The sequence below is a fragment of the Paracoccus actinidiae genome (assembly GCF_030863885.1).
GTDB lineage: Bacteria > Pseudomonadota > Alphaproteobacteria > Rhodobacterales > Rhodobacteraceae > Paracoccus > Paracoccus everestensis.
In genome coordinates this window covers 1,910,558-1,926,173 of sequence record NZ_CP132956.1, presented here as the reverse complement: position 1 = coordinate 1,926,173, position 15,616 = coordinate 1,910,558, and the positions used below count along the sequence as shown (strand labels likewise).

Genomic DNA, 15,616 nt, shown 5'->3' with positions numbered 1-15,616 from the left:
TCATCCGCTTTGAAGGCCAGGACCATGACGCAAGCCGATTTTCTTCGGACCCCATTCCCCGAACCGCAGGACTTGCCCGAAGGCGTCCCCCAGAACGGCGCGCGCTTCTTCAACCGGGAAATCAGCTGGCTGTCCTTCAACTGGCGCGTCCTGGACGAGGCGCGCAATCCCCGCGTGCCGCTGCTGGAACGGCTGCGCTTCGTGTCGATCAGCGCGACCAACCTGGACGAATTCTATACCGTCCGTGTCGCGGGCCTGCGCGAACTTGTGCGGGAAGGGAACGCCACCCCCTCGGACGACGGGCTGACGCCTGCCGAACAGCTTGCGATGATCAACGCCGACGCCCGCCGCCTGATGGGCGCGCAGCAAGGCGTCTGGAACCGCATCCGCCGGGAAATGGAGGAAGCGGGCATCGTCATCCTGTCCCGGTCCCGCCTGACGCGCGCCGAGGAGGAATTCCTGCACGATCATTTCGAACGCAAGGTCTTTCCGGTCCTGTCGCCCCTGGCCATCGACCCCGCCCATCCGTTCCCCTTCATCCCCAATGCCGGTTTTTCGCTGGCCCTGGAACTGGCGCGCGAAACCGACGGGCGGCAGATGCAGGCGCTGCTGCCGATCCCTGCGCAGCTTAACCGGTTCATTTCCCTGCCGGGCAGCGAGCGGTTCTTCCGGCTGGAGGATCTGCTGCTGATGCACCTGTCGTCGCTGTTTCCCGGCTATCGCGACACGGGCCATTGCGCCTTTCGCGTGCTGCGCGACAGCGACCTCGAAGTCGAGGAGGAAGCCGAGGATCTGGTCCGCGAGTTCGAGACCGCGCTGAAGCGCCGCCGCCGGGGCAGCGTGATCCGGCTGAAGATCACGCGCGGCGCCCCCGACCGCCTGCGCCGCCTGATCATGGAGGAACTGGAGGTCGGCCCCGACGAGGTGATCGAGGTCGAAGGCCTGCTGGGCGTGGCCGACCTGTCCGAACTGGTGCTGGACAATCGCCGCGACCTGCTGTGGCCCGCCTTTACCCCGCGCGTTCCCGAACGGGTTCAGGACCACGACGGCGATATGTTCGCGGCCATCAAGCACAAGGATATGCTGCTGCACCACCCCTACGAGACCTTCGACATGGTGGTCCGTTTCCTGGCGCAGGCGGCACGCGACCCCAACGTGCTGGCGATCAAGCAGACGCTGTATCGCACCAGCCGCGACAGCACGATCGTCGAGGCCCTGTGCGAGGCCGCCGAATCCGGCAAGTCGGTCACGGCCCTGGTCGAGCTGAAGGCCCGCTTTGACGAGGCCGCGAACATCCGCCAGTCCCGCCGTCTGGAACGGGCGGGCGCCCATGTCGTCTATGGCTTCGTGAACTACAAGACGCACGCCAAGATCAGCACGGTGGTGCGGCGCGAAGGCGACAACCTTGTCACCTATACCCATTACGGGACCGGCAACTATCACCCGATCACGGCGCGCATCTATACCGACCTGTCGCTGTTCACCTGCGATCCGGCACTGGGCCGCGATGCCACCAAGGTGTTCAACTACCTGTCGGGCTATGTTCAGCCCGTGGGCTTGGAAAACATTTCAATTTCGCCCATCGACCTCAAGGACCGGCTGCTGTCCCTGATCGGGCGAGAGGCGGAACTGGCCCGGCAGGGCCGTCCGGCGGCGATCTGGGCCAAGATGAACTCGCTGATCGAAAAGGACGTGATCGACGCGTTGTATGCCGCAAGCAGCGCGGGCGTCAGGATCAGCCTTGTCGTGCGCGGCATTTGCGGAATCCGTCCAGGCATCCGGGGCTTGTCGGAAAACATCCGCGTCAAATCCATCGTCGGGCGATACCTGGAACATTCGCGCATCGTGTGCTTCGGCAATGGCCATGGCCTGCCGTCGAAACGGGCGCGGGTGTTCATCAGTTCGGCCGACTGGATGGACCGTAACCTGAACCGCCGGGTCGAAACCCTTGTCGAATGCGTGAACGAAACCGTCAAGGCGCAGATCGTCAGCCAGATCATGGCCGCCAACATGGCGGACGAGGCGCAAAGCTGGTTGTTGCAACCCGATGGCCGGTTCGTGCGCTATCTTCCCGACGGGCGGGACGACCTGTTCAACTGTCACCGCTTCTTCATGGACCATCCGTCGCTGTCGGGGCGGGGCACGGCGGGGGCCGGCGACGTTCCGGCACTGACCCATTCGAATGATTGACGCCCCCGTCACGGCGGGTCATTAACAAATGCGATGCGACCCATGCAGGAGAGGCGCGATGAACGGCGTGCGGACAACGACCGGCAAGAAGATCGAGCCTTTCGGCAAGATGTTCGCGACCCTGCCCAAGCGGGCCCTGTCGCGGGTGGGGGTGGTCGATGTGGGATCGAACTCGATCCGGCTGGTGGTCTTTGACGGCGCGGCGCGCTCGCCCGCCTATTTCTATAACGAAAAGGTCATGGCCGGGTTGGGGGCCAAGATGGCCCAGACCGGCCGCCTGAACCCCGAAGGCGTCCAGCGGGGCTTTGCCGCCTTGCAACGCTTTGCGGCGCTTGCCAAGGGCATGGACATCGACCCGCTGACCTGCGTGGCCACCGCCGCCGTGCGCGAGGCGGCGGACGGCCCCGAATTCCAGGCCCGCGTCGAACGCGAAACCGGCATCAAGATGTGGGTCATCGACGGAGAGGAGGAAGCCCGCCTGTCCGCCCAGGGCGTGCTGCTGGGCTGGCCGGACGCGCGCGGGCTGGTTTGCGACATCGGCGGCAACTCGATGGAACTGGCCGAGGTCGCGGACGGGCAGGTGGGCCGACGCGTGTCGTCCCAGCTTGGCCCCTTCCGCCTGCAGCAGGTGCCGGGCGGCAAGGACGGGCTGCGCAAGCATATCAGGAAGGTGATGGCGGAACTGGCCCAGGTCATGGGCACCCATCACGAGCGCATCTATCTGGTCGGCGGCAGCTGGCGCGCCATTGCCCGGCTGGACATGGAACGCGTGGGCTATCCCATGACGGTATTGCACGAATACCGCATGACGCCCGCGGCTGTGGCCGACACGGTCGCCTGGATAGGCGCGCATGAGCTGAACGATCTGCGCGCGCAGGTGGGGATCTCGACCTCTCGCATGGAGTTGGTGCCGCTGGCCTCTCAGGTGCTGCTGCAACTGGCCGAGACGTTTGCGCCCACCGAACTGGCCGTCAGCAGCTATGGCATCCGCGAGGGTCTGTTGTACGAACAGATGCCCGACAGCCTGCGCAAGCGCGACCCCCTGATCGAGGCCGCACGGTTCACGGAACGCCAGATGGCCCGGATGCCGGGATCGGGCAAGAAGCTGTATCAGTTCCTGCAACCGCTGTTCGCAAACACGCCGCCGGAACAAGACCGCCTGATCCGCGCCGCCTGCCTTTTGCACGACACAAGCTGGCGCGCCCATCCCGATTACCGGGCCGAGGCCTGCTTCGACAATGTCACCCGCGCCAACATGGCCGCGCTGTCTCATCCCGAACGCGTGTTCCTGGGGCTGGCCCTGCTGCATCGCTACAAGAACAGCCGTGCGGGATCCCTCATGGCGCCCTTGTTCAAGCTGCTGTCGGACGCGCAGATCAACGATGCCGAGGTTCTGGGCAAGGCCATGCGCTTTGGCGCGATGCTGGCGTTGGACGATCCTGCCGATGCCGGGCGCCTGACCTGCGAAAACGGGGAACTGCGCCTGCACCTGACCCCCACCGGCCGCAAGCTGATGGGCGAAGTGGCCGAGGCGCGGTTCCGGTCGCTGTGCGGGGCACTTGGTCTGGAAGGCGCTATCGTCTAGATCTTGCCGCGATTCAGCGCCTTGCGGAATTCATGCATCCTTCATGCGATAACCACTTGGATTTCGGCGCCCTATCGACCGCGATCCCGCTTGAGTGATTTAAGACTCGCATAGGCGGGTTGTCCGACGTGCACCACAAGGTATCTGGCCTTTTGCCGCAGCCATTGCACAGGCGTCACCTTCAGCCGCGCATCATATGCCGCCTTTGGACGCAGATGCGGCTGCAATGCCAGTATGGGCGGAAGCAGGCTTTCCAAGCGGTCCTGGAACGAAAGCTTGAGAGTTTTGTGCCAGTAATGAAAGACGACGTCCCACGCGGAAAAGATTCTGGTTGTCCGTTCGGCAGCCATGCCCACTGCAAGCTGTTCGCAGGTATGGACCCGGGTTTGCTGCCAGAGATGGTCGCAAAGGCGAAGGCTTTCATGAAGGACGCCGATGTCGCTGTAGTGGAAGCCGGTGATGCCCGAATTCCACATCTTGCTATGATTGCGCAGAACCGCCTTCGTGCCGTCGCTCCATGTGAATGGGTGGTTGCGGATACCGTCCCGGATTTTCCGGGTGATCCGGTCCGAGGCCAGGCGGAGGTTTTTCTCGGCAACATGCAGGCAGCTGCGCCCGGGGCCGATGCGATTGAACAGCAGCATGGGCGAACGCTGAAAACAGGTATCCGTATCGACGAATGCCAGCTTGCCCCGGTATTTCTCAAGCGCCTCGATAATGACCATCAGCTTGCGCCGGTGGGTGTAATCACTTCCCTCAAGCCAGGCATCCAGCTTGGCCTTGTCGATCCGCAGCACGGTTACCCCCTCCAGGGCCGCGAAAGTCTCGGGATGATCGGTATAGACCACATAGCGGACGCGGCCGGTGCCGAACGGCTCAAAATGAGCGGCCGTGAGCAGCGAAAAGACGGCTTCCTTGATATGCTGACCTTTGCCATAGGCCAGGTAGAGCAGGGTTCCCGCGTATTGAGGGTCGCCTTTTTCAATATCCAAGGCTGTCTCAACACTGAAACTCTGCGACGTCATGCCTCAATAACTCCGAAACCATCACTTCAGCTGGCACCAAAGGATGTTTCGGCTTGACTGCGCCGCATATCGCTTGGTCATTAGGTGGCACGATTAGGCCCGATTGGAAGCAAGACCGTCAAGTAGGAATGTAAGATTTTCAATACCGATGTAAAAAATGAAATATAATACAATATATTAATGAAAATTGATGGAATTTCCTTCTTGCCGATTTTCAACCGGCAGATTACGCGAAAATCTTGAATATTCTTATAATTGAAAATAGTCCCTTTAGTCTGGGCCGGACTACGGTTTTGATCGCAGCTTAAGGTTTCAGCTTGTAGCATATCCAACAGCTATGCTTTTCGCGTTGACACCGAACGCAATCATCAGCCGCACATGGGGCATGGGCCGGCTGTCGCTGAAGGCGCATCGTCGTCGATCCGATCCACACGATGCTGCACTTGGCGCTGGATATTCCTGCATGGCCGGGCGGCTTGATGAAATCCGGTCGCTGATCTGTCCTTCCTGAAACACGACCTCGGCCTGATACGGCAGAGGCGGAATTGGAAAAAGGGCGCCCGAAGGCGCCCTTTCCGTGTCTGCCGCAAAGGCAAGGGATGATTACATCATCCCGCCCATGCCGCCCATGTCGGGCATACCGCCGCCAGCCGATTTCGGCTCGGGCTTTTCGGCGATCATGGCTTCGGTGGTGATCAGCAGGCCCGCGACCGAGGCCGCGTCTTCCAGGGCGGTGCGAACCACCTTGGCCGGGTCGATCACGCCGAACTTGAACATGTCGCCATATTCTTCGGTCTGCGCGTTGAAGCCAAAGGTCCGGTCGTCGGATTCGCGGACCTTGCCGGCAACCACGGCGCCGTCAACGCCGGCGTTCTCGGCGATCTGGCGCATCGGAGCCTCGAGCGCGCGGCGCACGATGGCGATGCCCGCTTCCTGGTCCGAGTTTTCGCCCTTCAGGCCTTCCAGGGCCTTGCCGCCTTGCACCAGGGCCACGCCGCCGCCGACGACCACGCCTTCCTGCACGGCCGCACGGGTGGCGTTCAGCGCGTCATCGACGCGGTCCTTGCGCTCTTTCACCTCGATCTCGGTCATGCCGCCGACGCGGATGACGGCAACGCCGCCTGCCAGCTTGGCCACACGTTCCTGCAGCTTTTCGCGGTCATAGTCCGAGGTGGTTTCCTCGATCTGCTGACGGATTTGCGAAACGCGGGCCTCGATCTCGGATTTTTCACCGTTGCCATCGACGATGGTGGTGTTGTCCTTGTTGATCGTGACCTTCTTGGCGCGGCCCAGCATGTCGATGCCGACGTTTTCCAGCTTCATGCCCAGGTCTTCGCTGATCACCTGACCACCGGTCAGGATGGCGATGTCCTGCAGCATGGCCTTGCGGCGATCGCCGAAGCCCGGAGCCTTGACGGCAGCGATCTTCAGCCCGCCGCGCAGCTTGTTGACGACCAGCGTGGCCAGGGCCTCGCCTTCGACGTCCTCGGCAACGATCACCAGCGGCTTGCCCGACTGGATCACGGCCTCCAGCAGCGGAACCATCGGCTGCAGCGACGACAGCTTCTTCTCGTGCAGCAGGATATAGGCGTCTTCCAGATCCGCGATCATCTTGTCGGGATTGGTGACGAAATAGGGCGACAGATAGCCGCGGTCGAACTGCATCCCTTCGACGACTTCGACTTCCGTCTCCATCCCCTTGTTCTCTTCGACGGTGATCACACCCTCGTTGCCGACCTTCTGCATCGCATCGGCGATGAAGCGGCCGATATTGGTCTCGCCGTTGGCGGAAATGGTGCCGACCTGGGCGACTTCGTCGCTGTCGGTGACGGGACGCGAGGCGGCCTTGATGGCCTCGACGACCTTCAGGGTCGCCATGTCGATGCCGCGCTTCAGATCCATCGGGTTCATGCCGGCGGCGACCGCCTTCATGCCTTCCTTGACGATGGCCTGGGCCAGCACGGTCGCGGTGGTGGTGCCGTCGCCCGCTTCGTCATTGGTGCGGCTGGCCACTTCGCGGACCATCTGGGCGCCCATGTTCTCGAACTTGTCGGACAGTTCGATTTCCTTGGCAACCGTCACGCCGTCCTTGGTGATGCGGGGCGCACCAAAGGACTTGTCGATCACGACGTTGCGGCCCTTAGGCCCAAGCGTGACCTTGACGGCGTCGGCCAGGATGTTGACACCCCGAAGCATCCGGTCGCGGGCGTCCGTGTTGAACTTGACTTCTTTCGCAGCCATGTGACTCTCCTAGATTTATGATTGAAGGATGCGGATCAGGCGATGACGCCCAGGATGTCGCTTTCCTTCATGATCAGCAGCTCCTCGCCGTCGATCGTGACCTCGGTGCCCGACCATTTGCCGAACAGCACCCGGTCGCCCGCCTTGACCGAAGGAGCGATCAGTTCGCCCGAATCCTTGCGCGCGCCTTCGCCGGTCGAGATGATCTCGCCCTCGGCGGGCTTTTCCTTGGCGCTGTCGGGGATGATCAGGCCGCCCTTGGTCTTCTCGTCCGACTGGACGCGGCGGACCAGAACGCGGTCATGAAGCGGTGTGAATGCCATATGTGAACACTCCGTGTTTCAGGTTACAGTGTTGCGTTGTTGGCACTCACGGCAAGCGAGTGCCAATGGCGGTGATCTAGGCCATGAGATCGGAACTGTCAACGGCGAGCTGTCGCCCAAATGTGTATTCGGGGCGGCTGGTCAACGGTCCGCCCCTGTGACAGCCTTGCGGCGGCTGGCGGCGGGGGATCAACGGATGCGGGTGTTTTTGGCAGGAATCTTCACGCTTTGGGCGGCGGCGGCCCCGGCATCGGAATGCCTGGGCACGAACCTGTTCGATACCATGCCCGCCGATCAGCGGGCCGAGATCGACGCGGCGGTTGCCGGCGTTTCCCATCACAAGGGCATCTTGTGGCAGGCCGCAAAGGACCGGCAGGTCATCACCCTGGTCGGCACCTATCATTTCGGCGATCCCCGTCACGATGCGATCGTCGCCCGCCTGGAACCGCTGATCGCCGATGCCGCCGCCCTGTTTGTCGAGGCGGGTCCGGCCGAGGAGCGCAAGCTGACCGAGGCCTTGGCATCCGATCCCACCCTGATGGTCGATCCGACCGGGCCGACCCTGCCCGAACGGCTGGACGACCGGGATTGGGCCTTGCTGTCGGCGGCCATGGCGGAACGCGGGACGCCTGCCGTTGTCACGTCGAAGCTGCGACCCTGGTATGTGGCCATGATGCTGGGGGTCAGCCCCTGCATGATGCAGCAGGTTGCCAAGGGCGGGGTCGAGGGTCTGGACCGCCGCCTTGTGAACCGGGCCGAAGCCCTGGATGTCCCCGTCCGCGCCTTGGAGCCATGGGATACGGTCTTTACCCTGTTCAGCCATCTCACGCCCCAGCAGGAAATCGAGATGATCCGCGCGGCTCTTCCCGCAGCAGCCCATGCCGACGATTATGCGGTGACGCTGACCAAGGCCTATTTCGCGGGTGATGTCTGGGCGATCTGGGAATTCGGGCGCTTCGATGCGTATCGCAATTCGGGTCTGACACGCGACCAGGTCGATCAGCAGATGCGGCTGGCCAAGGAACAGCTGATGGACCGGCGCAACCAGGCCTGGATCGGACCGCTGACCAAGGGCGCGCAGGATGCCGCTGCCCAGGGCAAGGGCATCGTCGCGGGTTTCGGCGCGCTGCATCTGCCCGGGGAACAGGGCGTGCTGCATCTGCTGGAACAGGACGGCTGGACGATCACCCGCCTGGACGGCTAGGCCTCAGCGTCCGCCCAAGACCGCCAAGGCTTGAGCTTGGCCGCCCTTGACGAAGGTGATGCGGCTGTTGCCGATATCGGTGATCGTGCCGCCGTTGATCTTGTCGCCAAGCCGCAACGTCAGAACGCGTCCGTTCGACAGCCGCACAAGCGCACGGCTGGCCTTGCCCGCGCCGATGGTGCCGATGATCTGGGTCCGGCTGATCTGGATACCGTCCTTGACCGTGGCGGCCGCGCCCGCCGTGGTGGATGTGCGCCCGTCGGGAATGTTGGCTGCAACCTCGGGTTCATCCTCGGCCTCGGGCGGGGCATAGCGTTGCTGGCGGGCGGCGGCGGCGCGGGCCTCGGCCTCGGCCTGCGCGCGGGCGCGGGCTTCGGCCTGGGCGCGGGCCTGCGCCTCGGCCTGGGCATCGGCTGCGGCATGGGCGCGGGCGCGGGCCTCGGCCTGGGCCTGCAATTCGGCGTCCTGGCGGCGCTGTTCGGCCAGGGCCGCATCTTGGGACTGGGCCTGGGCTGCGGCGCGCAGATCCTCGGTCGTGGGGGAAAGGGGTGCGGCGGCAACGGCGGCAGCCACCGCAGCGGCCCCCGCGCCCGCCGCGCGGCGCGGCGGAAGCGCAGATGAACGAAGCGCCGTCAAAGCGACGGCGCCTGGCAAGGGAGAGCTTTCTGAAACGGCTGCGGCGACGGCTCGGTCTATGGCGCCGCCCGACAGGCTTGCGTTGCCGGGACTGGGGTCGCTGCGGGCCACGGATCGCGTCCCGCCGGGTCGTGCGGCGGGCCGGGCCGATTGCCCCAGCCCCGATTGCGCGCGGGGCGTGTCCGCAACGGCTGCCGCCACCGCATCGCGCACCGCCCGTTGCGACGGACCGCCGACGGCGACCGGCTTGCGGGACGGGCGGGCGTCGGCCAGCCGAATCACCGCGCCGCGTTCCGCATCGCTGAGCCCCCTTGCCCCCGCCTGGGCCGTGCGCAGGTCGCGCAGCACGTCTGTCAGCGCGCGTTCCTCGGCCCGGGTCAGGCGGGTGGGCTGGCCGTCCTCGGACCGGCTGCCTTCCTCGATCAGGCTTTGCCGCTGGGGTCGCGCAGGCGGGCGGGCAGAGGAGTCGGCAGCCGGGGCGGCGGGGGCAGCAGCCGGGGCTGTGGCGGGCGTTACCGCGGGCGTCGCAGCGGCGGGCCGTTCGGGGGGGCGCGATCCGGTCAGCCGTGCGGCTTCGGGACGCGTGCGTTCGGCGAAAGGCGGCGGGCTGGCAGGAACCACGGGGCGCGCATCGGTCCGGGCGGGCACCGTAGCCCGGACGGGGGCCACGCGGGGCGGGCGTGCCGAACTGGCCAGTTGCTGTGCCGGGGGTTCCACACGGGCCGTTGGTGTTGCCGGAACGGCTACGGGGGCAGCTGCGGTCGCAGGGGGTGTCGCGGTGGCCGGGGCCGGAGCGGGCGCAGGCGCGTCCCCCATGGTCGCGGCGCTGATCGGCGTTTGCGGGGCGGCGGCGGGCGGTGTGGCCATGGCTTGCGTCAGCGCCTGGCTCAAGGCGTCATCGCCTTGCGCGGCAGGAGCCGCAGGCTGCTGTGCGGGTGCGGGTGCGGGCTGGGGGCGCGTGGCCGCAATCGCGGTTCCGGGATCGGCCGGGACAGCGGCAGGGGCAGGTGCGGGGGCCGGGACAGCCGCCACGGGGGCGGTTTCCGGGGCCACAGGGGCCACAGGGGGCAGGGGGGCGGCAAGCGGATCTGCCGTCGCCTCTGCTTGCCGGGGTTCCGGGGCGGGGATTGTCGCGGCGGGATCGACAAAGGGCGGAAGGTCCACGGTCTGGACAGGCGCTTGCGTTTGGGCGCCTGGCGTTTCGACCGGCGCAGGCTGCGCCACCTGTTCGACCGGCGCACGAGCCGCCACGGGTTCGGTCACGGCCACGGGTTCCGGGGCATCGCCGGATGGCGCGCCGAAAAAGGCCAGCACGATCACAAGGCCCAGAACCAGCATCCCCATCAGGACGGGCAGCCGTCCCGGATCCAGCCCGCGCAGCCGCGCCATGACCGACGGCATGGCAGCCGCTTCCTGCGTCGCTTCGCCCCCAAGGGCGCGGGCTTCGCGGGCACGGTCGTGAACGGCCTGGGCGCGCGGCGGCAAGGCGCGGGGAACCGCGACGGGGGCCTTGATTTCCTTGTGGCGGATCACTCCGGGGGCGGGCATAGGCGCGGCGGCTTCCGCAGGCTCGGCCCCTTCCCGGGCGGGCGGCACCATCACATGGGGCACGATGCGGCTGACGACGACGGGCGTCTGCGCCGGGGCGGCAGGAACCGCCACCACCGGGTCGGTCACGCGCGCCTGGGCCAGATCCGGCTGGCTGAAGGGCGGGCGGGTAAAGCGTTCGGCGGCCAGGCGGCTGGGACCGAAATCAGGCTGGCCGTCGAAGCGGTCGTCACCGGGCCGGGCCACGAAGCCCGATGGCCGGAACCCTTGGGCGCGGGCGAAATCCTCGGCCTCCTCCAGCGTGCGGCGGGCGACGGCAGCGATGCGCAGGGTTTCGATGTCGCCATTGGCGGCGGGGCACCAGTCAAAGGCCAGTTCGTCCGCAGCATAGGGGGTCATTGCCTCCAACGCACGGGCAATGGCCGTGGGGGTGTCCGATCCCATCGGGACCGTCAGGGTGCTGTACAGGATTTGGTCGTCGGGAATGACCAGAACCGTATCCAGCTGGCTGGGCGCCGTTCCCGCCTTGTCGCGCAACTGGGCCAGCCTTGCGGTCATTTCCTGGCCAGCGAAGGAAGCCTGACCCAGGGCGCGCCAGCCAGGCCCGTCGCGATGTTCCAGCAGGACCGCCTCGGGCGTAAAGCTCATGGCGAATTCGGGCGGCGCAATATGTCTGTTCATGTAATGGACTGCTCGATTGCGATCGCGTGTTTTATGGGTCCGCGATTTGGTGGGGTTGAAACAGATCTACCGGAAATTGCCCGATGGGGAAAGCGAATCTGGCGCAGGCGTGAACGGAATTGCATTGAACTTCGCCCCTGGCCCCGGTGTTGATGGGGCAATGGCATTTTCGGCAAAAAGGACAATCACATGACACAGGTTTCGCGCAGGCTGGCAGGGGCCGCCCTGGTGGCATCGACAGCCCTGGCGCTTGGCGTCCCCGCATCAGCCGCGCCTGGCAGGGACGGTTCGTCCATGTGCCATCCGGGGATGTCCCGCCTGACCGTGACCGGCCAGGGAGAGGCGCGCGTGGCCCCCGACCTGGCGACGATCCAGTTGGGCGTGACCACGCAGGCGGCCAGTGCCGCCGATGCCATGCGCCAGAACTCCACCCAGCAGGCTGCGGTGATCGAGGCGCTGACCGGGGTGGGGATCGACCAGGCGGATGTCCAGACCTCGGGGCTGAACCTGAACCCGGTGATGGACTACGCCGAAGGTCGCGCGCCCACGGTGACGGGCTATCAGGCCAGCAACATGGTCACGGTGCGGGTCAAGGACGTGGCCCGGCTGGGCGAGGTTCTGGACGCCATCGTCGCTGCGGGCGCAAACGAGATCAACGGCATCACCTTTATCCGCGACGACAGCAGCGCCACCGAGGACGAGGCGCGGCGTGCCGCAGTTGCCGATGCCCGCCACAAGGCCGAGATCCTGGCCGAGGCCGCCGACCTGACGCTTGGCCCGGTCCTGGTGCTGCGCGACACGCCCATGATGGAAGGCCCGCGCCCGATGATGATGGAGGCGCGCGCGGCGGCGGATTCGGCCAAGGTGCCGATCGCGGCGGGCGAAGTGGCGCTGACCGCCAATGTCGAGATGCAGTTTGCGCTGACCGGTCAGGATTGCGGCGCGATGGGCGGAAAGGGCATGCACGGTCATGCCGGTGGCAAGGGCCACGGCCATGGCGGTCATCATGAAGGGGGCCATGACCCCAAGGGCAGGGAGGGCAAGGGCCCCGGTTCCGATCAGGCCCCTGACCACGACCACGACCATGACCAGGGCGGTCTGCCCCCGGGCCATCCGCCCGTGCCGGGGATCGAGGCTCCGGCGCCCGAGGGCGGTCCCGAAGCCGCCGCTCCGGGCAGCGACCCCCTTGCCCCGCCCCCGGGCGACCTGCCGCCGCCGCTGGGCACCGATACCGGCACGCCCGAACCGGGCGAGCCTGTGGTTCCGATGGGACAGGCGCCGGAAACCCCCGCGCCCGCAAACTGACAGGAAAGGGGGCCTTGCGCCCCCTTTTCTTATGCGACCGCCGCGGCCAGGGCCTGATCCAGATCGGCGATCAGGTCCGCCGGATCCTCGATCCCGATGGACAGGCGCAGCAGGTCGGGCGCCGCACCGGCGGCGCGCTGCTGATCGGCAGTCAGTTGCCGGTGCGTGGTCGATGCCGAGTGGATCACCAGCGACCGCGCATCGCCCAGGTTCGCCACATGGCTGAACAGTTTCAGCGCGCCCACGACCTTGACGGCCGCGTCATAGCCGCCCTTGACCGAAAAGGTGAACAGCGCTCCCGCCCCCTTCGGGTAAAGCCGCTTCGCCGTGGCATTCCAGGGCGAGGATTCCAGCCCGGGATAGGTCACGGCCGTCACGCGCGGGTCGTTTTCCAGCCACTCGGCGACAGTCTGGGCGTTTTCGACATGGCGGGCCATGCGCAGGCCCAGAGTCTCGATCCCCATCAGGGTATAATGCGCGCCCTGCGGGTTCATCGTCATGCCCAGGTCGCGCAGGCCGATGGCGATGCTGTGAAAGGTAAAGGCCGCCGGACCAAAGGTTTCGTGGAATTTCAGCCCGTGATAGGCGGGTTCCGGCGCCGACAGGCTGGGGAACTTGTCGGATGCCGACCAGTCAAAGCTGCCGCTGTCCACGACCGCGCCGCCCGTGACGGTGCCGTTTCCGGTCAGGTATTTGGTCAGGCTGTGGACGACCAGGGTCGCCCCCATCTCGATGGGTTTGCACAGGTATGGCGTGGCCAGCGTGTTGTCCACGATCAACGGGATGCCCGCCGCCTTCGCGATTTCGGCAACTGCCGGAATGTCGGTCACATAGCCGCCGGGATTGCTGATCGATTCGCAGAACACCGCCCGCGTGTCGTCGTCGATGGCGGCACGCAGGGCGTCGAGGTCGTCGAAATCGACGAATTTCGCGGACCAGCCGAACCGCTTGATCGTGTGGCTAAACTGCGTGACCGTGCCGCCGTAAAGCCGGGTCGAGGCGATGATGTTGCGCCCCGGCGTCATCAGCGGGAACAGCGCCATGATCTGCGCCGCATGGCCAGACGAACAGCAAACCGCCCCCGCGCCGCCCTCCAGGGCGGCCACCCGGTTCTGCAATGCGCCGACCGTGGGATTGGTCAGGCGGGAATAGATGTATCCGACCTCTTGCAACCCGAACAGGCGGGCGGCGTGGTCGGCGTCCCTGAAGACATAGGACGTGGTTTGATAGATCGGCACCTGCCGCGCGCCCGTGGCGGGATCGGGTTCCGCGCCTGCGTGAATGGCGGTGGTGTCAAAGCCCTGGGTCATGTTTCTCTCCTCTGCATTGCGTTGCGGGCAGAAGGTCACGGCGGCGCCACGGTTTCAATTGGGAAATATCAGGCTTGTCCCCGCCGTGCCGCCCCATGATCACGCCGTCATGCCGACGATCCCGCAGCCGGGGCCAGGGCCTTATCGCTGGCGGCGGGCCATGAAGGCCAGTTTCTCGAACAAGGCCACGTCCTGTTCGTTCTTCAGCAGCGCCCCGTGCAGGCGGGGCAGCATCGTATGGGGATCGCGCCGCAGATCCTCGGGCGCCAGATCCTCGGCCAGGATCAGCTTCAGCCAGTCCAGCAGCTCGCTGGTCGAGGGTTTCTTCTTCAGCCCCGGCGTTTCGCGCAATTCGAAGAACTGGTGCAGCGCCTGATCCAGCAGCCCGCGTTTCAGTCCGGGATAATGCACATCGACGATGGCGCGCAGCGTATCGGCATCGGGAAAGCGGATGTAATGGAAAAAGCACCGGCGCAGAAAGGCGTCGGGCAGTTCCTTTTCGTTGTTCGAGGTGATGATGACCACCGGCCTGTGCGCGGCCCGGATCGTCTCGGCCGTCTCGTAAACGTGAAACTCCATCCGGTCGAGTTCCTGCAGCAGGTCATTGGGAAACTCGATGTCGGCCTTGTCGATCTCGTCGATCAACAGGACCACCTTTCCGGGTGCCGTGAAGGCCTGCCACAGCTTGCCCTTGCGGATATAATTGGCAACGTCATGGACCCGCGCGTCGCCCAACTGGCTGTCGCGCAGGCGGGACACGGCGTCGTATTCATACAACCCCTGCTGGGCCTTGGTGGTTGATTTGACGTGCCATTCGATGATCGGCAGGTTCAGGCTTTGGGCCACCTGCCGCGCCAGTTCGGTCTTGCCCGTCCCCGGTTCCCCCTTGACCAGCAGCGGGCGTTCCAGCGTCACGGCGGCATTGACCGCGATTGCCAGGTCGGGCGAGGCCACATATCGGTCGGTGCCGGTAAACTGCATCAAACTCTCCTTTCAGGTGAAACACTTGGGGGTGAACAACGCATGGTGTTGCTTGTCATTCAACCTTGAACGTTTCGCCTAGTGACAAGCAGGACGTCATACTTTAAGGGGGCGCGCAAGGTGTCGGTTTCCGTTCCAACCCGGCGCCGCCGGAGAGGATTTATGAAAGCCCAGACCTTCCTGCCCCAGGACTATCGTCCCGCCGAGGATGAGCCGTTCATGAACGACCGGCAGCTTGAATATTTCCGGCGCAAGCTGGAATCCTGGAAGCAGGAACTGCTGGATCAATCCGCCGAAACGCTGGAGGGTCTGCAGGACAGCGCCCGCGCCGTTCCCGACCTGGCCGACCGCGCGTCCGAGGAAACCGACCGTGCCCTCGAACTGCGCACCCGCGACCGCCAGCGCAAGCTGGTCAGCAAGATCGACGCGGCCCTGCGCCGGATCGAGACCGGCGAATACGGCTATTGCGAGATGACGGGCGAACCGATCAGCCTGAAACGGTTGGACGCCCGCCCCATCGCCACTATGACGCTGGAAGCGCAGGAACGCCACGAACGGCGCGAACGGGTCCACCGCGACGACTGATC

Annotated in this window: 11 protein-coding genes; 5 read left to right on the top strand and 6 right to left on the bottom strand. The window is 65.5% G+C overall.

The features are described 5' to 3' along the window. Positions 1–24 precede the first annotated feature (24 nt). Both Q5701_RS09635 and Q5701_RS09630 read left to right on the top strand, forming a co-directional pair. On the top strand, positions 25–2,190 hold the full coding sequence (locus Q5701_RS09635; protein WP_306755012.1) for an RNA degradosome polyphosphate kinase: 2,166 nt from the start codon (positions 25–27) through the stop codon (positions 2,188–2,190). A 58-nt stretch (positions 2,191–2,248) separates the two neighbouring features. Then, positions 2,249–3,775: a Ppx/GppA family phosphatase gene (locus Q5701_RS09630; protein WP_373568635.1), complete on the top strand. Its 1,527-nt coding sequence runs from the start codon at positions 2,249–2,251 to the stop codon at positions 3,773–3,775. 71 nt (positions 3,776–3,846) lie between these two features. On the opposite strand, the gene Q5701_RS09625 is transcribed toward Q5701_RS09630, so the two are convergent. The 3 genes from Q5701_RS09625 to Q5701_RS09615 all read right to left on the bottom strand — a co-directional run bounded on the left by Q5701_RS09625 (position 3,847) and on the right by Q5701_RS09615 (position 7,364). Further along, entirely contained in the window at positions 3,847–4,800 is a 954-nt protein-coding gene (locus Q5701_RS09625; protein ID WP_306755011.1) for a hypothetical protein, read from the bottom strand. 603 nt (positions 4,801–5,403) lie between these two features. Then, positions 5,404–7,041: a chaperonin GroEL gene (gene groL / locus Q5701_RS09620; RefSeq protein WP_306755010.1), complete on the bottom strand. Its 1,638-nt coding sequence runs from the start codon at positions 7,039–7,041 to the stop codon at positions 5,404–5,406. Between the two features lie 35 nt (positions 7,042–7,076). After that, positions 7,077–7,364 (bottom strand): co-chaperone GroES, encoded by a 288-nt coding sequence (locus Q5701_RS09615; RefSeq protein ID WP_234853711.1) that lies wholly within the window; start codon positions 7,362–7,364, stop codon positions 7,077–7,079. A 196-nt stretch (positions 7,365–7,560) separates the two neighbouring features. On the opposite strand from Q5701_RS09615, the gene Q5701_RS09610 reads away from it, so the two are divergent. Then, positions 7,561–8,568, top strand: coding sequence for a TraB/GumN family protein (locus Q5701_RS09610; protein ID WP_306755009.1), 1,008 nt, complete (start codon positions 7,561–7,563; stop codon positions 8,566–8,568). A 3-nt stretch (positions 8,569–8,571) separates the two neighbouring features. Here Q5701_RS09610 and Q5701_RS09605 read toward each other — a convergent pair whose 3' ends face one another. After that, positions 8,572–11,433, bottom strand: coding sequence for a hypothetical protein (locus Q5701_RS09605; protein WP_306755008.1), 2,862 nt, complete (start codon positions 11,431–11,433; stop codon positions 8,572–8,574). Between the two features lie 189 nt (positions 11,434–11,622). Here Q5701_RS09605 and Q5701_RS09600 point away from each other — a divergent pair, with 189 nt between their 5' ends. After that, positions 11,623–12,738 (top strand): SIMPL domain-containing protein, encoded by a 1,116-nt coding sequence (locus tag Q5701_RS09600; RefSeq protein ID WP_306755007.1) that lies wholly within the window; start codon positions 11,623–11,625, stop codon positions 12,736–12,738. 29 nt (positions 12,739–12,767) lie between these two features. Here the strand turns inward: Q5701_RS09600 and Q5701_RS09595 are convergent, their stop codons facing one another. Further along, positions 12,768–14,048 (bottom strand): O-acetylhomoserine aminocarboxypropyltransferase/cysteine synthase family protein, encoded by a 1,281-nt coding sequence (locus tag Q5701_RS09595; RefSeq protein WP_306755006.1) that lies wholly within the window; start codon positions 14,046–14,048, stop codon positions 12,768–12,770. 141 nt (positions 14,049–14,189) lie between these two features. Next, positions 14,190–15,029 (bottom strand): AAA family ATPase, encoded by an 840-nt coding sequence (locus Q5701_RS09590; protein ID WP_306755005.1) that lies wholly within the window; start codon positions 15,027–15,029, stop codon positions 14,190–14,192. Between the two features lie 162 nt (positions 15,030–15,191). On the opposite strand from Q5701_RS09590, the gene dksA reads away from it, so the two are divergent. Beyond that, complete coding sequence (dksA, locus tag Q5701_RS09585; RefSeq protein ID WP_234853705.1) at positions 15,192–15,614, top strand: RNA polymerase-binding protein DksA; 423 nt, start codon at positions 15,192–15,194, stop codon at positions 15,612–15,614. Positions 15,615–15,616 lie beyond the last annotated feature (2 nt).